Origin of the sequence: Tardiphaga sp. OK246 (genome assembly GCF_900188215.1) — a bacterium.
Taxonomy (GTDB): domain Bacteria; phylum Pseudomonadota; class Alphaproteobacteria; order Rhizobiales; family Xanthobacteraceae; genus Tardiphaga; species Tardiphaga robiniae.
Genome location: NZ_FZOX01000002.1, coordinates 594,909 through 615,152 on the forward strand (window position 1 = coordinate 594,909; position 20,244 = coordinate 615,152).

Here is a 20,244-nt window from a genome sequence, read left to right on the forward strand (position 1 = left end):
CATTGCAGGCCGGGTGACGACAGCGAGAGACAACAGAAAAGGCCCGAATTTGCGTTCGGGCCTTTTTTCTATGCTCTTGTCACTTCGCCGCCCCCGGCTTCTGTGCGCGCTCCTTGAACAGCTCACTCAGTGTCTGCGCCGCCTCAATGGCGCGCGGGAAACCGGCATGGACGGTAGTCAGATAGACGATCTCCTTCAGCTCTTCCTCTTTCACGCCGGCGTTGAGCGCGTAGTTCGCATGGATCTTCATGAACGGCCGATGCCCCAGCGCCGCGAAAGCGGCGACGGCTGCCAGCTGTCGCGTGCGCGCGTCGAGAACCGGCCGTGCCCAGACGTCGCCGAGTGCGTAACCCGTGATAGCGTCGGCGAGAAAAGGAAACTCGGCGCGCAGGCCTTCGAGGGTCGGCTGGCTGCTGCCGGCATTGAGCGATCGAACAAGCTCGTCGCCGCGTCGCAGGCGCTCTTCCGTCGTCTCCGCGCGAAGACTTGCTGCAGATGCCAGCATGCAGAATGCCGCAACGAAAGCGGTCGTTCTATATGACATGATCGCTTCTCCCAGTTTTCTCGTCGCATCAACGTCGCGAATGTTGCGACAGCGGACAAGCATTGGGGCATGTCGCGCGCTCGGCGTTAGACCGATCCTGCCGATCTCTTGTCCAATCCTCTAAGGCGGTGAAAGGACGCAGGGGCGAAACAAAACGGCCCGAACTTGCGTTCGGGCCGTTCATATTTGATCTGAAGTCAGACGCTTACGCGGCAGCCGACTTGGCGGTCGGGACTTCCGAGATGGTCTTCAGGATCTGCGAAGCGATTTGGTAGGGGTCGCCCTGGGAGTTCGGACGACGGTCTTCCAGATAGCCCTTGTACTCATTCTTGACGAAGGAGTGCGGGACGCGGATCGAGGCGCCGCGGTCCGCGATACCGTAGGAGAACTTGTTCCACGGAGCGGTCTCGTGCTTGCCAGTCAGGCGCTTGTCGTTGTCCGGGCCGTAGACGTTGATGTGGTCCATCAGGTTCTTGTCGAACTGGGCCATCAGGGCTTCGAAGTAAGCCTTGCCGCCGACCGTACGCATGTATTCGGTCGAGAAGTTGGCGTGCATGCCCGAGCCGTTCCAGTCGGTGTCGCCGAGCGGCTTGCAGTGGAATTCGATGTCGATGCCATACTTTTCCGTCAGACGGAGCAGCAGGTAACGCGCGATCCACATTTCGTCAGCGGCCTTCTTGGAGCCCTTGCCGAAGATCTGGAATTCCCACTGGCCCTTCGCCACTTCGGCGTTGATGCCTTCGTGGTTGATGCCGGCTTCGAGGCAGAGGTCGAGATGTTCTTCGACGATCTCGCGGGCAATCGAGCCGACGTTTTTGAAGCCGACGCCGGTGTAGTAGGGGCCCTGCGGCGCGGGATAGCCATCCTCGGGGAAACCGAGCGGACGGCCGTTCTCGTAGAAGAAGTATTCCTGTTCGAAACCGAACCAGGCGCCGGCATCGTCGAGAATGGTGGCGCGCTTGTTGGTCGAGTGCGGGGTGACGCCATCCGGCATCATGACTTCGCACATCACCAGGGCGCCGTTCTCACGGGCCGCATCCGGATAGATCGCAACCGGCTTCAGCACGCAATCGGAGCTGTGGCCTTCGGCCTGCATGGTCGACGAACCGTCGAAGCCCCACAGCGGGAGCTGTTCGAGGGTCGGGAAATCTTCGAATTCCTTGATCTGCGTCTTGCCACGCAGGTTCGGAACCGGCGTGTAACCGTCGAGCCAAATATACTCGAGCTTATACTTTGTCATGCGGGTCTCTCATGAGTTGGCGATGCGTAGGGCGTGAGCCCTGAGCTTGCCGGCGGGCGGACGAAAATCCGCCCCCAGCGGCGCTGCATATAAAGCACGTAGTATGCCAACTTGTCGCGGCGCAACGCTTTTGTGACGAAAACTGCGGCGCGTCCCCAGTGAGGCTGTCATTCGGTGTCTGGAGAGGGCATCGGAGGCCGGGAATCGGTCCGGATTCGCGAATTTTTCAGAGGAATTCGACCGCGCGCGAAAATACCGGCTGCCCAATTCCCTTGCAGGCTATTATTGACCGGAACTTTTCTGCCTTTCAGACGCTCAAATGAGAGGTCAGGCGCTGCGTAGGCGGCTTCAAAACCTGCGCGCCCAAAGCGCATGTCGATCGAGTGCGCATATTGTAGCCATTTGGATGCTTCTTACGAGGCAGTCGGCACAAAAGAAGGGCGCCTCTGTTACAATGATGATCCGAAAGGAAAAAACAGATCAGAGGAAGGAAGAGAAGCGATGCCGACGTCTCAAACGCATCACCCCCATACCGCTAAAATCTACCAATTCCCGGTTGGAGGCCGTGCATCGGTCGGCCCGCGGGGACGGCTCAGCAAGCCGCTGGACCTGCGTGCCTCGACCGTGAAAACCGTAGCCGACTATGACAGCTGGTACCACGAGGCTGCCATCCAGGAAGCCAACCGGACCTACGAACATTGACGGTGCCTGGCCGGACGCAAGGTTCACCGCCCCGGGCGCGGTTCATCGACGACGATCAAGGGCTGAAACAGCGATGTTTCAGCCCTTTTTCATGACCGGAAACCGGGTTGGCGTCAGACGCCGAAGATCGACCAGCCGAGCCGCTTCGTGAGCGCTTCGAGCGCAATGCGGCCGAGATGCGAATTGCCGTGCTTGTCGAGACCCGGCGCCCAGACTGCGATCGAGGCCTTGCCGGGCGCGACCGCGATAATGCCGCCGCCGACACCGCTTTTGCCGGGCAGGCCGACGCGATAGGCGAACTCACCCGAACCGTCATAATGGCCGCACATCAGCATCAGCGCGTTGATACGGCGCGCGCGCTCCGACGACACCACCGAGAGTCCGGTCGACGGATTGCGGCCCGAATAAGCGAGGTAGCGCGTCGCCATGGCCAACTGCCGACACGACATCGCGATCGCGCAGTGGTGGAAATAGACGCCGAGCGTGAAGTCGACGGGGTTTTCGACCACGCCAAACGACTTCATGTAATTGGCGAGCGCGGTGTTGCGAAAGCCGGTGCGTTTCTCGGACGCGGCGACCGTCTCATCGATCACGATGGAGCTGTCGCCGGACAGAAACTGCATGAAACGCAGGATTTCGCCGATCGCCTCGCGCGGCTGATGGCCGGACAGGATGACATCGGTGACGGCGATGGCGCCGGCATTGATGAAGGGGTTGCGCGGCACGCCGCGCTCGCGTTCGAGCTGGACGATGGAGTTGAACGGATTGCCCGAGGGCTCGCGGCCGACATGTTTCCAGAGCCGGTCGCCGACCATGCCGAGCGCCAGCGTCAGCGTGAAGACTTTCGAGATGCTCTGGATCGAGAACGGCACATCGGCGTCGCCGCCGGCCGCAACCTGGCCATCGGCATCGATAACCACAAGACCGAACTGGTTGGGATCGACACCCGCCAGTTCCGGAATATAGCTCGCGACGTCCCCGCGATCCGTTCGCTGCGCCATCTCGTCGGCAATTTCCTTGACGACGAGATCGAGACTTGGGGCAGCGTGGTTCATTGCAGATCAATCTGGCGAGAAGAAGTGTTAGTACGGAATCCGCAGGATCGCGATGGCGAGGACCGCCTGGGCGATGAAGCCGACCACGAAGGCCAACGTGCGGAAAATCGGCAGGCCGAGCGTGTAGACGATCAGATGCACCACGCGCGACCAAAAATAGACCGCGCAGGCCAGAACGGTGGTCGGGGTCGAGACATCGGCGGCATTCAGGATCAGCACCAGCGGCGCGAAGATGATGAGATTCTCGACGGCGTTGTCATGGGCGAACATCATCCGGTTAGCCCATTCAGCCTGCGGCCTGTCGGTTCGCGTCGGATTGGCCATGACGCCGGTGACACCGCGGACCATGATGCGGTTCAGCATATAAGGCACCCAGAGTAGGCCGGTGAGAATCACGGTCAGCGTCAGCCAGAACAATTCGCGCGTCATCCGGGTATCCTTTCAGTCGAAATTCCCGCGGAAAACGCGGAGATGGTCATGCAAAACACACGCGCCGCAAGCGGATGCGACGCGTCCTAGCCGAAATCATAGACGTTTGCTGTGACGACGCCAAGCAAGCGCGGAGAGGCGGGCCGCTACGCCCGCACCCGCACATAACTGCCGGGGGCGTCTTCCAGTGCGGGGAATGCGTCGGTGCCGACATGGCGGGCAGGAACTTCCTCACCATCGATGCCGGAGAGCCACTCCCGCCAGTTCGGCCACCACGAGCCAGCATGTTCCTGCGCGGTCTTCATCCAGTCGACAAGATCGGTGGCGTGGGCGTTGTCGTTGGTCCAGTACTGGTACTTGCCGGAGGCTGGCGGATTGACCACGCCGGCGATATGGCCGGAGCCGGACAACACGTATTTCACCGGGCCGCCGAAGAATTGCGAGCCGTACAGCACCGATTGCGCCGGCGCGATGTGGTCCTCGCGGGTGGCGAGATTGTAGACAGGCACCTTGACCTTGGAGAGATCAAGTCGGGTGTTGTCGAGGATCATGTTGCCGGTCGAGAGCTTGTTCTCGAGATAGCAGTTGCGCAGATAGAACGAGTGGTTTGCCGCCGGCATCCGCGTCGCATCTGAATTCCAGTGCAGCAGATCGAAGGCCGAAGGCGGCTTGCCCTTGAGGTAGTTGTTGACCACGTAGGACCAGATCAGGTCGTTGGAGCGCAGCATGTTGAAGGCCATGGCCATCTTGCTGCCTTCCAGCACGCCTGCCGCCTGCATGTCCTTTTCCAGCGCCGAGATCTGATCCTCGTCGACGAACACCATGAGGTCGCCGGCATGGGTGAAGTCGACTTGCGCGGCCAGGAATGTTGCCGATGCCACGCGGACGCGGCGCTTCTCGGCGAGCCAGGCCAGAGTCGAGGCGAGCAGGGTGCCGCCGACGCAGTAGCCGATGGTGTGGACGGTCATCTCGCCGGTGACCTGCTCAATGACATCCATCGCGGTCAGCGGGCCTTCCTTCATGTAGTCGTCGAAGGTCTTGGCGCCGAGGCGCTTGTCGGGGTTGACCCAGGAGATCACGAACACCGAGACGCCCTGATCGACGGCCCACTTGATGAAGGATTTCTCGGGCTTGAGATCGAGGATGTAGAACTTGTTGATCCAGGGCGGCACGATCAGAAGCGGCGTGCGCAGCACGTTCTCGGTTGCCGGCTGATACTGGATCAGCTGCATCACCTCGTTCTGGAAAATCACCTTGCCCGGCGTCGTCGCCATGTTGACGCCGACTTCGAGGTTTTTCGGATCGGACTGGCGAATGCGCAGCGAGCCTTTGCCGGCCTCGATATCCTCGGCAAGCATGGTCATGCCGCGCATCAGGTTGCTGCCGTTCGACATCACGGTCTCGCGCAGTACTTCCGGATTGGTCAGCACGAAATTCGATGGCGCCATCGCATTGGTGATCTGCTGAACGTAGAATTCCGCCTTCTTGCGGGTATGCGCATCGAGCCCTTCGGCATTCTTGACGAGGTCGTGGGCCCATTGCGTCGTGAGCAGATAGGCCTGCATGACGAAATCGAAGAACTGGTTCGATTTCCACTCGGGATCGCTGAAGCGCTTGTCGCGCGGCGGTGCCTCGATAGCGGGCAAGCCGGCTTCGCCGACCATCCGGCGCATCGCCGAGCCCCAGAGGTCGAGATAGGCCTTGCCGAGCTTCATCTGCAATTCGGCGGCGCGCTTGTCGTCGGACAGCCAGTAATTGGCGACGATGCTGAAGGTCTTGATCAGCTCCGTCAGCTCGTTCGGCGGCTTGTCGACGGTCTCGCCACTTTGGCGCGGTTGCAAATAGGCGGCCAAGGCCTTGCCGCCATTCTCCATCGCCTTGGCCATGTTGAGCGCAAAAGCTTCGGGATTGAACGGTTTGGCGGACGCGTCGCCCGAGATTTTGTCGTTAGCAGCTTTGGCGTCGGCGGCAACTTCGGTCATGGCGCAACAACAGCTTCATTCCAGTCGGGCAACGGTACGTCGCCACGCAAAATCGATGATGGCACAGTTCGCGGATTGCCGCAGGATTCGATGTGCTGCACCGCGTCATGTATTCGGCTTTGGGTCTTGCTTCCGTCATATTGAAGATCCAAGCCTTTAGCGCCTTCTCCCGGCATTAATCGTTTGTGACCAGATTGGTTGGATGGTGCGCTGCGATAGGGATGAAATCGATTCTAATGCGATGTAGGGTTGTGGCGTGACGCGTAGAGGCACATTCAGGGCAATTGGTGGTCGCAGCGGGCGGGCGGCGACAGCGGCCGCCTTGCTGGTGCTGGGGCTTGGCTTGCCTCTGGGCGGCTGCGCCTCGACCATCGCCGACATGCCCATGGTGGGGACGCCGGCGGGCGCTCCGGCGCGTCCGGCCGAGGTGGGCACCTATCTGCCGGTTCATGATCTGCCGACCACCCGCGAAGGCACCGCCATGGCGCCGGCGGATCAGGCCAAGATGCAGGCCGAACTGACTGCCGCCCGCGACCGCCAAGCCGTCGTGCTGCCGGCCAAACCGGCGGCCAAATAGTCAAAACTGCCCGTCGTGACTGGTGTCACCGGGCTTCCGTGATAAAAAGAAGCGATTCAACCGCATGATGAAGCGGTTCTGGAGCCCGATCCCATGGAAGAATTCTACCGCATCCGACGATTGCCGCCCTATGTGTTCGAACAGGTCAACCGGGCCAAGGCCGCCGCGCGAAACGCTGGCGCCGATATCATCGACCTCGGCATGGGCAATCCGGATCTTGCGACCCCGCCGCATGTGATCGAGAAGCTCAAGGAGACCCTGGGCAAGCCGCGCACCGACCGCTATTCGGCCTCGAAGGGCATCACCGGCCTGCGCAAGGCCCAGGCCGGCTATTACGAGCGCCGCTTTGGCGTGAAGCTCAATCCGGACACCCAGGTGGTGGCGACGCTGGGCTCCAAGGAAGGCTTCGCCAACGTCGCCCAGGCGATCACCGCGCCCGGCGATGTCGTGCTGTGCCCCAATCCGAGCTACCCCATCCATGCCTTCGGCTTCCTGATGGCCGGCGGCGTGATCCGCTCGGTGCCGTCCGAGCCGACGCCGGACTTTTTCGCGGCCGTCGAGCGCGCCATCATCCATTCGATCCCGAAGCCGATCGCGCTGATCGTCTGCTATCCGTCGAACCCGACGGCGCAGGTGGCGAGCCTCGATTTCTACAAGGACCTCGTGGCCTTCGCGAAGAAACACGAGATCTACATCCTCTCGGATCTCGCTTACGCCGAGGTCTATTTCGACGACAAGAACCCGCCGCCCTCGGTGCTGCAGGTACCGGGCGCGATGGACGTCACCGTCGAATTCACCTCGATGTCGAAGACCTTCTCCATGGCCGGCTGGCGCATGGGCTTTGCAGTCGGCAACGAGCGCATCATCGCCGCGCTGACGCGGGTGAAGTCCTATCTCGACTACGGCGCTTTCACGCCCGTGCAGGTCGCGGCCACTGCCGCGCTGAACGGTCCGGATGACTGCATCCGCGAAATGCGCGACACCTATCGGAAGCGTCGTGATGCGATGGTGGAGTCTTTCGGCCGCGCCGGCTGGGACATTCCGCCGCCGTCGGCGTCGATGTTCGCCTGGGCGCCGCTGCCGGAGAAATTCCGCGAGGTCGGCAGTATGCAGTTTGCAACGCTTCTCGTTGAAAAGTCCGGCGTGGTGGTATCTCCCGGCGTCGCCTTCGGCGAGCATGGCGAGGGTTACGTTCGCATCGCGATGGTCGAGAATGAACAGCGCATTCGCCAGGCTGCCCGCGGCATTCGCCGCTTCCTTGAAAGCGGTCTCGAAACGTTGCACAACGTGGTTCCTCTCGCCAACCGGCGATAGGCGTGATCCCCGAAAACCGGCAACCGGTTTTCGGACCGGTCATCGCTCAACAAGAATTCCGACAGGTCTGAAGCTTAATGGTCGCACCCCTCAAAGTGGGTATCGCGGGACTCGGCACCGTTGGTGCCGAAGTCGTCCGTCTCATCGAACAGCAGAACTCGATTTTGGCCGCGCGCTGCGGTCGTGGCGTCAAGGTGATTGCTGTCACCGCGCGGTCCAAGACCAAGAAGCGCGGCGTCGATCTGCGCGGCATCGACTGGATGAAGGATCCGCTCGCGGTTGCGCAGCATCCCGATGTCGAGTGCTTCGTCGAATTGATGGGCGGCGTTGGCGATCCCGCGCTGTCGTCGATCGAGGCGGCGCTGCGCGCCGGCAAGTCGGTCGTGACCGCGAACAAGGCACTGATCGCCAAGCATGGCCTGAAGCTAGCCGCATCGGCTGAGAAGCACCGCGGCGCGCTGAACTACGAGGCCGCCGTCGCTGGCGCCATTCCGATCATCAAGACCATCCGCGAAGGTCTCGTCGGCACCGATATCAATCGCGTCTACGGTATTCTCAACGGCACCTGCAACTATATCCTGTCCCGGATGGAGCTGGAGGGCCTGTCCTTCGAGGAATGCCTTAAAGACGCGCAGCGGCTTGGCTACGCCGAGGCCGAGCCGTCCTTCGACGTCGATGGCCACGACACCGCGCAGAAGCTGGCCATTCTCGCCAGCCTCGCATTCGGGACCAAGGTCGCGCAGAGCGCTGTTTCGGTCGAGGGCATTTCGTCCATCGCCGCTGAAGATCTGCGCGCTGCTGCAGAGCTCGGCTATCGCGTGAAGCTGCTGGGCGTTGCCATGCGCACCGCGACTGGCATCGAACAGCGCGTGCATCCAACCATGGTGCCGCTGTCGTCCTCCATTGCGCAGGTCATGGGCGTCACTAACGCCGTCACGGTTGATGGCGCAGGCATTGCGCCGATTACACTGGTCGGTCCCGGCGCTGGCGGCGCCGCGACGGCGTCTGCGGTTCTTGCCGATATCGCCGATGTCGCACGCAATGTGCGCGCGTTGCCGTTTGGTCGGCCAGTCGAGAAGCTCAAGACCACCACCAAGGCGCCGATGGAACGCCATGAAGGTGGTTATTACATCCGCCTGATGGCGCGCGATCTTGCCGGCACGGCCGCACGCATCGCAACGCGTCTGGCCGAGCAGAAGATCTCGCTGGAGTCGATCGTGCAGCGCCATCCGAATGGCGGTATCGAGCCGGTCGGCAAGAGCACGAAATCGTCACCGGTGCCTGTTATCCTGATCACCTACGCCACCACCGAGGACGCCATGCGTCGCGCCCTGCAGGCCGTGCAAAGCGACAAGGTGATATCAGGCAAGCCGCAGGTTATTCGCATCGAGAAGAACTAAATCCACGCGTTGAGAGTTGTACGGGGACATTCGTCCCACCGTAGAAGGAGCCCGCCAATGTCGACCCATATTACCGTCCCGCCGCAGCAACTGCTCGAGCGCATTCTGACGCTGGAGATCGTTCGCGTGACCGAGCGCGCGGCAGTGTCGGCTGCGCGGTTGCGTGGTCATGGGCAGGAGAAGGCGGCGGATCAGGCAGCGGTTGATGCGATGCGCCGCGAGCTCAACAAGATGCCGATCGACGGCACCATCGTGATCGGCGAGGGCGAGCGCGACGAAGCGCCGATGCTCTATATCGGCGAAAAGGTCGGCATCAATGCCGGCCCGAAGGTCGATATTGCCGTCGATCCGCTCGAAGGCACGACGCTGTGCGCCAAGGACATGCCGGGCTCGATCGCCACCATGGCGATGGCCGACGGCGGCACGCTGCTGCATGCGCCCGACGTCTATATGGACAAGATCGCGATTGGCCCGGGCTACGCCAAGAACGTGATCGACATCGACGCATCGCCGGAAGAGAACATCAAGCGCCTCGCCAAGGCCAAGGGCGTGCCGGTGTCGGCGATCACCGCCCTCGTGCTTGAGCGGCCGCGGCACGAAGCATTGATCGCAGCGATCCGCTCGACCGGTGCGGCGCTGCGTCTCATTCCGGACGGCGACGTCGCCGGCGTCATCCACACCACCGATCCCGCCAAATCTGGCATCGACATCTATCTTGGCATTGGCGGCGCACCGGAAGGCGTGCTGGCAGCTGCAGCACTGCGCTGCATCGGCGGCCAGATGCAGACCCGATTGATCCTCGATACCGACGAGAAGCGCGAGCGTGCGCTGAAGATGGGTGTCACCGATCCGAAGATGATCTATGGCATCGAGGACATGGCGAAGGGCGACTGCCTGTTTGCCGCCACCGGTGTCACCGACGGCGCATTGCTGTCGGGCGTCAAGTTCCGCGGCGACGTCATCGAGACCGAGACCATCGTGATGCGTTCGGTAACCGGCACGGTGCGCATCATCAAGGGCGAGCATCGCCAGCTCGAAAAATTCCACCTGGATTGAGTTCGGTCACATGGCGAAGGCGAATGTTGACATCCGCCCGGTCGGCCCCGATGAGCGGGCTGCCTGGGAGCCGCTCTGGCAGGGCTATCTGACGTTCTACAAGGCGACGCTGCCACAGGCCGCGACCGATACCGCGTGGAAGCGTTTCCATGACGCAAACGAGCAGATGTTCCTGCTCGGCGCCTATGTGGACGGCAAGCTCACCGGCATCGTGCAGTTCCTGTATCACCGCTCATCCTGGACGCCCGGCAACTACTGCTATCTGCAGGATCTGTTCGTCGACAACAACGCGCGTGGGCTCGGCGTCGGTCGCGCTCTGATCGAGGCGGTCTATGCGAAGGCCAAGGCCGATGGCTGCAGCCGCGTGCATTGGCTGACACAGAACGAGAATGCGCAGGCGCGCATTCTGTATGATCAGGTCGCGGACAATTCCGGATTTATGCAATATCGGAAGATACTCTAATTAAAGGCAATCCGAGCGCGCCAATATGCGCTCGGATTAATCGAACTAAAAACCAAAAAACAAAATGGGGATGAGACCATGAGCGAGACCGATAACGTCAAGGCTCTGGTGTTCGACGTGTTCGGCACCGTGGTTGATTGGCGTTCCAGCCTGATTGCTGACTGTACCGCGTTCGGCAAAGCGCGCGGCATCACGGCTGACTGGACCGCGCTCGTCGATGCCTGGCGGCAGGCCTATATGCCGTCGATGGATGTCGTGCGCCATCATCCCGAGCGTGGCTTCGTCAAGCTCGACACACTGCATCGGCAGTCGCTCGACGTGTTGGTCGCCAAGTTCGGCATCAACGGGCTCTCGGACAACGATCTGCATCACATGACACTCGGCTGGCACCGGCTGCATCCGTGGACGGATTCGGTGAGCGGTCTGACGCGCTTGAAGACCAAATACGTCATCAGCCCGTTGTCGAACGGCAATGTCGCGCTGCTGACCAACATGGCGAAATTCGCCGGCCTGCCATGGGACCTGATCATGAGCGCGGAACTGTTCGAACACTATAAGCCCGATCCGCAGGCCTATCTCGGCGCGGCCGCACTGCTCAATCTGAAGCCTGCGGAAGTTATGATGGTCGCCGCCCATAACAGCGATCTCGATGCCGCACACAAGCTCGGCCTCAAGACCGCCTTCGTGCCGCGGGTCGCTGAATACGGCCCGCACCAGAACCGCGATTTCAAGGCCGAGGGCCCGTGGGACGTGGTGGCCGACGACTTCAACGATCTGGCGAAGCGGATGGGCTGCTGACCGGCTTGGGATTTGCCGAAAGCGGCTGCGCGGCCTATTGCTGATGCCATGACGCCACCGACCATCATTCCCGTCGAATCCCAGCAGGCCTTTCTCGGCGTTACCGAATCCGCCACCGGGCGGATCTGGCGCGACCGGGTGGATCAGCGCGGGGCGGCGCGGGCGCTGGCCATGGTGCAGCGTTTCCAATTGCCAGAAATGCTGGCGCGGGTCATCGCCGGCCGCAATATCGAACTCGACGCCGTCGAAGACTTTCTCGATCCCACCATCCGCAAGCTGATGCCGGATCCCTTCACCATCACGCAGATGGAAGCGGCGGCAAAGCGCATTGCGGATGCGGCGCAGCGCCGGGAGAAAGTGGCGATCTTCGGCGACTACGACGTCGACGGCGCGACGTCGTCTGCGCTGCTGGCCTGGCATCTCCGCCATTGCGGGCTCGACCCGCAGATTCACATTCCCGATCGCATCTTCGAGGGCTACGGCCCCAATGTGGATGCCATCAGGATGCTGGCCGGCAAGGGCGCGACGCTGCTCGTGACTGTCGATTGCGGCACGACAAGCTTCGAACCGCTGGCCGAGGCCAAGAAGCTCGGAATGTCCGTGGTTGTCATCGATCACCATCAGACCGGCGAGGAATTGCCTGACGTCGATGCCGTCGTGAATCCCAATAGGCTCGACGATATTTCCGGTCTCGGTCATCTCGCTGCCGTGGGCCTCGTGCTGATCACGCTGGTCGCCGTCAATCGCGAATTGCGCAAGCGCGGCTTCTGGACCGCCGAGATGCCGGAGCCGGATCTGCTCGGCATGCTGCATCACGTGGCGCTGGGTACCGTGGCCGACGTGGCTCCACTGATCGGTCTGAACCGCGCCTTTGTCGCCAAGGGTCTCATCGCATTGCGCCGCCGCGATCACATCGGCCACACCGCACTGATGGATGTGGCGCGCTTGAATGGTCCGCCGGAAGCATGGCATCTCGGCTTCATGCTGGGACCGCGCATCAATGCCGGCGGCCGCATCGGGCGCGCGGACCTGGGCGTGCGGCTGCTGCTCGAAGGCGATATTTCCGAGGCCGCGAAGATCGCTGCCGAACTCGATCGGCTGAACATCGAACGCCGCGTAATCGAACAGGCCGCGGAAGCGCAGGCCGAAGCGGAGGCGTTGGCGTCACTCGGGCTCGAAGACAAAGGCTCGGTGATCGTGACGGCCAGCGAAGGCTGGCATCCGGGCGTGGTCGGGCTTGTCGCATCCCGGCTCAAGGAAAAATTCGCGCGGCCCGCTTTCGCGATTGCGCTGGAGCCCGGCGGAATCGGCACGGGGTCTGGCCGTTCGATCTCCGGCGTTGATCTCGGCAAGGCCGTGCGGCAGGCCGTCGCCGATGGTCTTCTGATGAAAGGCGGTGGTCATGCGATGGCCGCTGGCGTCACGCTACGCAAGGAACGGCTCGGCGAATTCCGCGCCTACATCGAAAGCGCGCTGGCTGCGGATGTCGGTAAGTCCCGCAACGAGAAAGAACTCTTCATCGATGGCGCTATCACTGCGCGCGGTGTGACGACGGATCTCGTGAATACGCTCAATCGCGCCGGGCCGTTCGGGCAGGCCAATCCCGAGCCGGTGATTGCGCTGCCGGCGCATCAGCTCGTTTATGTCGATGAAGTTGGGCAGGCGCATCTGCGGCTGCGCTTCAAGGCGTCGGACGGCGCCATGGTCAACGGTATCGCGTTTCGTTCAGTGGGGCAGAAACTTGGCAACGCGTTGCAGGAGCTGCGCGGTCAACCGGTCCATGTGGCGGGCTCGCTGACCGTCGATCGCTGGCAGGGTGCCGAGCGCGTGCAGATGCGCGTGATCGATGTGGCGGCGCCGGATCCCGGGCCGAAGATGATCAGGTAGTCTCACCGCTCTTAATCTGTCGTCTCCCGGCTTAACCGGCGCACTCATCCATTTGCGTCCTGCCGGCGCAGCAATCTGGTTGAATATCGATACCGGTCCGCCGGATGAATACTGAGCGAGACTTCAGCCAGCTCGTTTGACGCGAACAGATACTGCCGCCGAATGGACAGCGCATGCGCACCAGCCGTTGCCTTCAGCGGCTCCGCCATCGCGTCCGACACGCCAACCGCAGAAATGTCCTGCCGGATCTCGACGAACCGTCGTCCCGAGATTTTTTCGACCAGGGTGCCGAAGATCTCATGATGCCCCGCCATTTTCGTGCGTACCTCGTCGGCGAAGGCGCCGTCGATATAGACATCGGTCCAGCAGATCGGCGTCTGTGTGACGTCGCCGGGAATCGTGCGCAGACTTGAGATGCACAGCCAGCGGCGACCCGGTCGGCATCCGAGCTGGCTGGCCAGCTCGCTGTCCGCGACAATGTCGGCGACATGCTGCACGTGTCGTTCGGTCTCGGTGCCGAACTGCTGCACCGCCTCGATCGTATTGAGTGCCTGCGTAAAGCCATCACCGCCGTTGGCGGGAGAGGCCGCCTCGACGCGCGTGCCCGCATTACGTTTTCGGCTGACCAAGCCGGACGCCTGAAGCTCCTGCATCGCCGCGCGCACGGTTGATCGGCTCACGGCGAACTGGTCCGCCAGCTCGAACTCTGTCGGCAGCACAGACCCGACCGGATGCCGTCCGTCTGCGATGGCCTCGGTAAGTGCTCGGGCCACGAACGCGTAACGCTTTTCCACCGTCGTCCCTCGACCCCTAAGTCCCTGATCGCAAGATGGAAGCCTGATTGGCGACCATCTCGTCAAGGAAGGAGATTGACACACGGTTTATGTTCGGACAATTTAATATGTACGAACATAATAAGAGGAAGCGGTATGGGCAGCACGGTTTTCGATTCGGTCCTGTTTCGGGACATGTTCGGCACCGCGGAAATGCGGGCGGTCTTCGCCGACGAAGCCCTGGTCGGCCGCTACATCGAGGCCGAAGTCGCGCTGGCCCGCGCCCAAGCCCGTCTCGGCGTTGTCCCCAAGGAAGCCGCGCAGGCCATCGAGGCCGCCGCCAAATCGATCCGGATCGATTTCGACAAGCTCCGTGCTGAAACCGAAATCGTCGGCTACCCGATCCTGCCGCTCGTTCATCAGCTGTCCGAGGCTGCCGGAGAGGCGGGCCGCTACGTCCACTGGGGTGCGACGACCCAGGACATCATGGACACCGCCAACGTCCTGCAGATCCGCGCGGCGCTACAGATCGTTGCACGCGATCTGCGCGAGGTCCGCGACATCCTGAGCGCAATGGCCCGCAAATATCGCGACACGCCAATGGCCGGGCGCACCCATCTGCAGCAGGCGCTGCCGGTGACCTTCGGCTACAAGGCCGCCGTCTGGCTGTCTTCCGTCGACCGTCACATCGAACGCGTCGATCAAGCACTGCCGCGCATCCTGCTCGGCGAGTTCTCCGGCGCCGCGGGGACGCTCGCATCGGTGGGCGAGGGCGGCCTGGAGATGCAAAAGCTGTTCTGCGAGGAGCTCGGCCTGCATCAGCCCTCGATCACCTGGCATGTCGCCCGCGACGGCATCGCCGAGGCGGTCACGCTGCTTGGCCTGATCACCGGTACGCTCGGCAAGATCGCTACCGACGTCATGCTGTTGTCATCGTCCGAATTCGGCGAAGTGTCTGAGCCTTTCGTGCCCGGTCGCGGGGCGTCATCGACGATGCCGCAAAAGCGTAACGCGATTTCAAGCGAACTGATGCTCGCCGCTGCCAAGGCGGTGCGCCAGCATGTCGCGACCATGCTCGACGGCATGATCCATGATCTGGAACGTGCAACCGGGCCGTGGCATCTCGAATGGGTGTCGTTGCCGGAGAGCTTCCTGCTCACCGCCTCTTCGCTGGCAAATGCCAAATTCATGTTGGCCGGACTTGTGGTTCATGAGAAGCGCATGCTGGAGAATCTAGATCTGACACGCGGCCTTATCGTCGCCGAAGCGGTGATGATGGCAGCGGCGCCGAAACTCGGCCGCCAGCATGCGCATGACGTCGTCTACGATGCCTGCCGCAAGGCAATCGAAGGCGGCGGACAGCTTGCGGATATCCTCGCCGAGGTCCCGGAAATTACCGAAGCGCTTGGCGGCAAGGATGCCATCCGTCGTCACTGCGACCCGGCCAACTATCTCGGCCTGTGCGGTCCGATGGTCGATCGCGTGCTGAGCATGAGCGGACGCTGAAACAACATACATACACAACAGGGGAGGAATTTCGATGACGAAGAACATTTTGACGACCGCATTCGTGCTCGCCGGTGCGCTCCTTGCCGTTCCGGCCTCGGCCCAGGACTTTCCGACACGCACCATCACCATGAACATGCCCTATTCGGCAGGCGGCCCTGGCGACACCATCGCGCGGCTGCTGGCGCAGGGCATGAGCGGCCCGCTGAAGCAGCAGGTCATCGTCGAGAACACAACGGGCGCCGGCGGCTCCATCGGCAGCGCCAAGGTCGCGGCCTCGCCGCCGGACGGCTACAATCTGTTGCTGATCCATATCAGCCACGCGACCAATCCGGCGCTGTATCCAAAACTCAAATACGATCCGATCAAGGACTACGAGCCGATCGGTCTCGCTGTCGATCTCCCGTCGGTGTTCGTGGCACGCAAGGATCTCCCGGCCGCCAATCTCGCCGAGCTCATCGCCTGGATGAAGACGAACAAGGAGAAAGTGAACTACGCGCATGCCGGCATCGGATCGGCCTCGCATTTGTGCGGCCTGCTGCTCAACGCGGCGACCGGCACCCAGCCGACCCAGATCGCCTATCGCGGCGCTGGTCCGGCAATGAACGACATGATGAGCGGGCAGGTCGATGTCATGTGCGACCAGATCGTCAACGTGGTCGGCAATGTCGACGGTGGCACGATCAAGGGCTACGCCGTCACCAGCACCGAGAAGGCGCCGGCGCTGCCAAAACTGCCCACGACAGCCGAAGCCGGCTTGCCGGGCTTTACCTACACCGTCTGGTACGGCCTGTTCGCGCCGAAGGGCACACCCAAGCCGATCATCGACAAACTCGTTGCGGCGTTGAACGTGGCGCTGAAGGACGAGACTGTGAAGAGCCGGCTTGCCGGGCTCGGCGTGCAGCCAGTGGCGCCGGAACGGGCGACGCCCGATGCGCTGGCCGCGCATCTGAAATCCGAGATCGACAAGTGGACGCCGATCATCAAGGCGGCGGGCGTTGTCGGCGCGCAGTGAGCCAAACTCGTGAGTGACGTTCGCACGGAACATGACGCCTTCGGTGCCATCGCGGTGCCGAAGGATCGCTATTGGGGCGCGCAGACCCAACGCGCGCTTGAGGTCTTCCAGGTTAGCGATGAGCGTTTCCCGGTCGCGCTGATCCGTGCATTCGCCCTGCAGAAGATCGCGGCCGTTCGCGCCAATCTGCAACTCAGGACGATCGCACCGGAGATCGCGGCGCCGATCGAAACAGCGGCACTCGAACTTCAGCAGGGCCGTTTCGACGATCATTTCCCGTTGCCGATCTGGCAGACTGGCTCCGGCACCCAGACCAACATGAACGCCAACGAGGTGATCGCGAACCGCGCCAATGAATTGCTGGGCCAGCCGCTCGGAACCAAATCACCCGTTCATCCCAACGATCACGTCAATTGTTCGCAGTCATCGAACGACAGCTTTCCGACCGTGATGCATGTGGCAACGGCGCTCGAGTTGCGCGGGCGCTTGCTCCCGACCTTGCAGGTGCTGCGCGATGATCTCCGCGCCAAGGCGGACGCATTCTCCGACGTCGTGAAGATAGGCCGTACGCATCTGATGGATGCCGTGCCGATGACGATGGGGCAGGCCTTCGATGCCTTCGCCCGTCAGATCGGCCATGCGATTGACCGCATCGAAGCAGTGTTTCCGCGTCTGCTGATGCTGCCCCAGGGCGGCACGGCCGTCGGCTCGGGGCTCAATGCGCCAAAGGGATTCGACAGCGCCTTTTGCGATCACCTGAACGCACTGACTGGCGTTGCATTCGTCCCGAACCCGAGCAAGTTCGAAGGCATGGGCGCACATGACGCGCTGGTCGAAGTGTCAGGCACGCTCAACGGCCTTGCCGTCACGCTGCTGAAGATCGCGAACGACGTGCGCTTCCTCGGTTCGGGTCCGCGCTGCGGACTCGGTGAGCTTGTCATCCCGCATGACGGGCTGACGTCGTCGATCATGCCAGGCAAACGCAATCCCACCATCGCTGAGATGCTTGCGCAGGTGTGTTTTCAGGTGACGGGTAACAACGCCGTCGTCACCGCAGCCAGCGCATCCGGCAATTTCGAGCTCAACGTTGCCAAGCCGGCGATCATCTACAACGTCCTGCAGTCGATCCGTATCCTCGCCGATGGCATCGATGTCTTTACGTCCCGATTGATCCGAGATCTCGACGTCGATCGGCGACAGCTCGCTGCGAATGTCGCCAACGCTCCGCTGCTCGCGACAGCGCTCAATCCGGTGATTGGCTACGACAAGGTCGCGCTCATCACAGCCAAGGCGCTGGACGAGTCCATCACACCGCGCGAAGCAGCGATCGCGCTAGGACTGCTCTCGGGTGAAGACTACGATCGTTACGTCGATCCGCAGCGGATGGCGGGCATTTGACGGAACGGCTCAGCCGCCTTGCCGCAACCGCGCGAGCACCTTCAGCCCGCCATAGCCATCCGCCGGCAGCAGACCCATCTTCGTTTGATAGTCCTTCACCGCTTTCATCGTGTCGTTGCCGACGCGGCCATCGGTGCCGCCGGTGTCGAAGCCGGCGCGGGTGAGGCGAGTTTGTACTTCCTGCACTTCGGCGAGTGTGAGCGCGCGTTCCGAGCCGGGGAACGGCTGGATGAAAGGCGGTGCGCCGAGAATGCGATCGCCGAGATGGCAGATTGCCAGCGCGTAGTTCATCGACGGGTTATAGCTGCGCACGGCGTAGAAGCCCTGGCCGAGCAGGAAGGCCGGACCGCCCTGCACAGGCACCCAGAGCTTGGCATTGGCAGTGGCCTGCGGGAACGGCTGTCCATCGGCGCGCGTAACGCCGGCTGCGGACCATGCTGCAAAACTGCGATTGCTATCCGATGAGCTGGCGCCATTGGCGCGGACTTCATAGCCCCAGTGTTCGCCGCGCGGATATTTGCCGCGATTAACGAGGAAGCGTGCGCTTGAGCCCAGCGCATCGTCAGGCTTGCCGAACGGCGAGACGCGGCCGTCGCGGTCATAGTCGATGCCGACATTGAGCCAGACCTCGGGCATCCATTGTGTGTGGCCCATGGCGCCGGCCCACGAGCCGCGCATCTCGTCGGGCGTGCCCCAGCCCTTATCGACGATCTTCAGCGCGTTGATGAGTTCGGTTTCCCAATAGGCGCGGCGGCGCGGCTCGTTCCACGCCAGTGCGGCGAGCGACGGAAACACCGGGCGCATATGGTTCTGCTGCACGATGGGATCGCCATAGGCGGACTCGACGCCCCACAGCGCCAGTAACGTGCCGCGCTCGACGCCGAAGTCGCGCTCGATACGGTCGAACACGCCGTCATACTTGCGCAGCGCTTCCTTGCCGGCGGCGATGCGCCAGTCGGAGGCGCGGCGGTTGATGTATTGCCAGAGCTGCTCGTGAAATTCCGGCTGCTTCTGCATCTTGGTGAACACGGACATGTCCGGCTCGATACGGCCCATCACGCGCGAATAGGTCGCGTCGGAGACGCCTTTGGCAATTGCCTTAGCACGAAAGCCGTCGCGCCACGCGTCGAAGCCCGCGGGGGCCGCAAAGGCGGTCCCGGGCATGGCCAGCAGCGCGCTGGCACCCAGGCCGGAGCGGAGCAGGCTGCGTCGGTCGATCAGGGAATCGCGTGCGGTCATGCGCCACTGTAGCCGCATGATTTGCGCCATGGCAGGGGCAATGCGTCGCGGCGCGTCAACGCAGTCAACGGATTGATATCATGTATAAAAAAGACCGCCGGAAGCCATTTTCGGGCGTCCGGCGGTCTTGCGAAAAACTTGCGGCAGTCTTGCGACAGCCGGGATCCTTTAGTCCTTGGCGCGTTCGATGTACGAGCCGTCCTCGATCAGCACCACGATGCGTGTGCCGGTACCAACATGCGGCGGCACGTTGGTGCGGACGCCGTTGGACAGCATGGCAGGCTTGTAGGACGACGACGCGGTCTGGCCCTTGGTCACCGGCTCGGTATCGACGACTTCGAGGGTCGCGCGCTGCGGCATCTGGATCGCCACCGGAACGAGGCCGTGCAGCGACAGCTTTACGGTCATGTTCTCCTGCAGATAGGGCTCGGCATCGCCGATGACGTCCTTCTGCACCTGAACCTGGTCGTAATTGTCGTTGTTCATGAAATGGAAGCCGTCGGCATCCTTGTAGAGGTAATTGAAGTTCTGGTCTTCAATCGTCGCCTTTTCCACCTGGTCAGTGGTCTTGTAGCGCTCCGAGATCTTCACACCGTCGCTGATTCGGCGCATTTCGATCTGGCTGACCGGGGTTCCCTTGCCGGGGTGGATGTTCTCCGCGGACAGAACCACGTAGAGCTTGCCTTCCTGCTCGATGACGTTGCCCTTGCGAATAGAACTGGCGATGACTTTCACAGATATATTTCCTAGATTTCAGGCCCGGGACCGATCCGGACGTGTGTGTCCTGTGGCCAGCGAAGCGGTTTCGGGGGGCAACATACTGATTTCACGCGGCGATGCCAGCGTTTTGCAACCCAAAAGGGCCG

19 protein-coding genes are annotated in these 20,244 nt (G+C 62.2%); 11 read left to right on the forward strand and 8 right to left on the reverse strand.

The genetic code is table 11. The features are described from left to right. Positions 1-79 precede the first annotated feature (79 nt). Together CHC01_RS10090 and CHC01_RS10095 are read right to left on the reverse strand one after the other, a co-directional pair. A complete protein-coding gene (locus tag CHC01_RS10090; protein ID WP_210421662.1) occupies positions 80-544 on the reverse strand; it encodes a carboxymuconolactone decarboxylase family protein in 465 nt (154 codons plus the stop codon). Between the two features lie 205 nt (positions 545-749). After that, complete coding sequence (locus CHC01_RS10095) at positions 750-1,784, reverse strand: glutamine synthetase beta-grasp domain-containing protein (RefSeq protein ID WP_089264165.1); 1,035 nt, start codon at positions 1,782-1,784, stop codon at positions 750-752. 501 nt (positions 1,785-2,285) lie between these two features. On the opposite strand from CHC01_RS10095, the gene CHC01_RS10100 reads away from it, so the two are divergent. After that, entirely contained in the window at positions 2,286-2,486 is a 201-nt protein-coding gene (locus CHC01_RS10100; protein WP_089264166.1) for a DUF2735 domain-containing protein, read from the forward strand. A gap of 113 nt (positions 2,487-2,599) precedes the next feature. Here CHC01_RS10100 and CHC01_RS10105 read toward each other — a convergent pair whose 3' ends face one another. The 3 genes from CHC01_RS10105 to CHC01_RS10115 form a co-directional block, all read right to left on the reverse strand. Then, positions 2,600-3,541 (reverse strand): glutaminase, encoded by a 942-nt coding sequence (locus tag CHC01_RS10105; protein WP_089264167.1) that lies wholly within the window; start codon positions 3,539-3,541, stop codon positions 2,600-2,602. Positions 3,542-3,568: 27 nt separating this feature from the next. Further along, positions 3,569-3,970 carry an MAPEG family protein gene (locus CHC01_RS10110; protein ID WP_089264168.1) on the reverse strand — a complete coding sequence of 134 codons (402 nt, stop codon included), beginning with the start codon at positions 3,968-3,970 and terminating at the stop codon, positions 3,569-3,571. A gap of 146 nt (positions 3,971-4,116) precedes the next feature. After that, entirely contained in the window at positions 4,117-5,856 is a 1,740-nt protein-coding gene (locus CHC01_RS10115; RefSeq protein ID WP_283805452.1) for a PHA/PHB synthase family protein, read from the reverse strand. A 352-nt stretch (positions 5,857-6,208) separates the two neighbouring features. On the opposite strand from CHC01_RS10115, the gene CHC01_RS10120 reads away from it, so the two are divergent. The 7 genes from CHC01_RS10120 (at position 6,209) to recJ (ending at position 13,447) form a co-directional block, all read left to right on the forward strand. After that, on the forward strand, positions 6,209-6,529 hold the full coding sequence (locus CHC01_RS10120; RefSeq protein WP_414716883.1) for a hypothetical protein: 321 nt from the start codon (positions 6,209-6,211) through the stop codon (positions 6,527-6,529). Positions 6,530-6,622: 93 nt separating this feature from the next. After that, complete coding sequence (locus tag CHC01_RS10125) at positions 6,623-7,843, forward strand: LL-diaminopimelate aminotransferase (protein WP_089264170.1); 1,221 nt, start codon at positions 6,623-6,625, stop codon at positions 7,841-7,843. Between the two features lie 77 nt (positions 7,844-7,920). Beyond that, the gene (locus CHC01_RS10130) at positions 7,921-9,243 is read left to right on the forward strand and encodes a homoserine dehydrogenase (protein WP_089264171.1); all 1,323 of its coding nucleotides are present in this window, start codon (positions 7,921-7,923) and stop codon (positions 9,241-9,243) included. 57 nt (positions 9,244-9,300) lie between these two features. Further along, positions 9,301-10,299 (forward strand): class II fructose-bisphosphatase, encoded by a 999-nt coding sequence (gene glpX / locus CHC01_RS10135; protein WP_068736567.1) that lies wholly within the window; start codon positions 9,301-9,303, stop codon positions 10,297-10,299. Between the two features lie 10 nt (positions 10,300-10,309). Then, complete coding sequence (locus CHC01_RS10140; RefSeq protein ID WP_089264172.1) at positions 10,310-10,762, forward strand: GNAT family N-acetyltransferase; 453 nt, start codon at positions 10,310-10,312, stop codon at positions 10,760-10,762. Positions 10,763-10,840: 78 nt separating this feature from the next. Further along, positions 10,841-11,560, forward strand: a complete 720-nt coding sequence (locus CHC01_RS10145; protein ID WP_089264173.1) for a haloacid dehalogenase type II — start codon at positions 10,841-10,843, stop codon at positions 11,558-11,560. A gap of 48 nt (positions 11,561-11,608) precedes the next feature. Beyond that, positions 11,609-13,447: a single-stranded-DNA-specific exonuclease RecJ gene (gene recJ, locus CHC01_RS10150; RefSeq protein ID WP_089264174.1), complete on the forward strand. Its 1,839-nt coding sequence runs from the start codon at positions 11,609-11,611 to the stop codon at positions 13,445-13,447. Positions 13,448-13,491: 44 nt separating this feature from the next. Here the strand turns inward: recJ and CHC01_RS10155 are convergent, their stop codons facing one another. Then, complete coding sequence (locus CHC01_RS10155; RefSeq protein WP_089264175.1) at positions 13,492-14,241, reverse strand: GntR family transcriptional regulator; 750 nt, start codon at positions 14,239-14,241, stop codon at positions 13,492-13,494. Between the two features lie 135 nt (positions 14,242-14,376). Here CHC01_RS10155 and CHC01_RS10160 point away from each other — a divergent pair, with 135 nt between their 5' ends. The 3 genes from CHC01_RS10160 to CHC01_RS10170 are packed head-to-tail and all read left to right on the forward strand — an operon-like array spanning position 14,377 to position 18,139. After that, a complete protein-coding gene (locus tag CHC01_RS10160; protein ID WP_089264176.1) occupies positions 14,377-15,726 on the forward strand; it encodes a class-II fumarase/aspartase family protein in 1,350 nt (449 codons plus the stop codon). Positions 15,727-15,754: 28 nt separating this feature from the next. Beyond that, a complete protein-coding gene (locus CHC01_RS10165; RefSeq protein WP_502695647.1) occupies positions 15,755-16,741 on the forward strand; it encodes a tripartite tricarboxylate transporter substrate-binding protein in 987 nt (328 codons plus the stop codon). Positions 16,742-16,750: 9 nt separating this feature from the next. Continuing rightward, on the forward strand, positions 16,751-18,139 hold the full coding sequence (locus tag CHC01_RS10170; protein WP_089264178.1) for a class II fumarate hydratase: 1,389 nt from the start codon (positions 16,751-16,753) through the stop codon (positions 18,137-18,139). Between the two features lie 9 nt (positions 18,140-18,148). Here CHC01_RS10170 and CHC01_RS10175 read toward each other — a convergent pair whose 3' ends face one another. Beyond that, the gene (locus CHC01_RS10175; protein WP_089264179.1) at positions 18,149-19,378 is read right to left on the reverse strand and encodes a lytic murein transglycosylase; all 1,230 of its coding nucleotides are present in this window, start codon (positions 19,376-19,378) and stop codon (positions 18,149-18,151) included. A 168-nt stretch (positions 19,379-19,546) separates the two neighbouring features. Further along, entirely contained in the window at positions 19,547-20,113 is a 567-nt protein-coding gene (gene efp / locus CHC01_RS10180) for an elongation factor P (protein ID WP_068736546.1), read from the reverse strand. Positions 20,114-20,244: the final 131 nt, after the last annotated feature.

Excerpts from the sequence above, each read along its gene's own strand:
- CHC01_RS10090 (WP_210421662.1), bottom strand. The coding sequence starts at position 544 with ATGTCATATAGAACGACCGCTTTCGTTGCGGCATTCTGCATGCTGGCA.
- CHC01_RS10095 (WP_089264165.1), bottom strand. The coding sequence starts at position 1,784 with ATGACAAAGTATAAGCTCGAGTATATTTGGCTCGACGGTTACACGCCG.
- CHC01_RS10100 (WP_089264166.1), top strand. The coding sequence starts at position 2,286 with ATGCCGACGTCTCAAACGCATCACCCCCATACCGCTAAAATCTACCAA.
- CHC01_RS10105 (WP_089264167.1), bottom strand. The coding sequence starts at position 3,541 with ATGAACCACGCTGCCCCAAGTCTCGATCTCGTCGTCAAGGAAATTGCC.
- CHC01_RS10110 (WP_089264168.1), bottom strand. The coding sequence starts at position 3,970 with ATGACGCGCGAATTGTTCTGGCTGACGCTGACCGTGATTCTCACCGGC.
- CHC01_RS10115 (WP_283805452.1), bottom strand. The coding sequence starts at position 5,856 with ATGGCCAAGGCGATGGAGAATGGCGGCAAGGCCTTGGCCGCCTATTTG.
- CHC01_RS10125 (WP_089264170.1), top strand. The coding sequence starts at position 6,623 with ATGGAAGAATTCTACCGCATCCGACGATTGCCGCCCTATGTGTTCGAA.
- CHC01_RS10130 (WP_089264171.1), top strand. The coding sequence starts at position 7,921 with ATGGTCGCACCCCTCAAAGTGGGTATCGCGGGACTCGGCACCGTTGGT.
- glpX (WP_068736567.1), top strand. The coding sequence starts at position 9,301 with ATGTCGACCCATATTACCGTCCCGCCGCAGCAACTGCTCGAGCGCATT.
- CHC01_RS10140 (WP_089264172.1), top strand. The coding sequence starts at position 10,310 with ATGGCGAAGGCGAATGTTGACATCCGCCCGGTCGGCCCCGATGAGCGG.
- CHC01_RS10145 (WP_089264173.1), top strand. The coding sequence starts at position 10,841 with ATGAGCGAGACCGATAACGTCAAGGCTCTGGTGTTCGACGTGTTCGGC.
- recJ (WP_089264174.1), top strand. The coding sequence starts at position 11,609 with ATGACGCCACCGACCATCATTCCCGTCGAATCCCAGCAGGCCTTTCTC.
- CHC01_RS10160 (WP_089264176.1), top strand. The coding sequence starts at position 14,377 with ATGGGCAGCACGGTTTTCGATTCGGTCCTGTTTCGGGACATGTTCGGC.
- CHC01_RS10175 (WP_089264179.1), bottom strand. The coding sequence starts at position 19,378 with ATGACCGCACGCGATTCCCTGATCGACCGACGCAGCCTGCTCCGCTCC.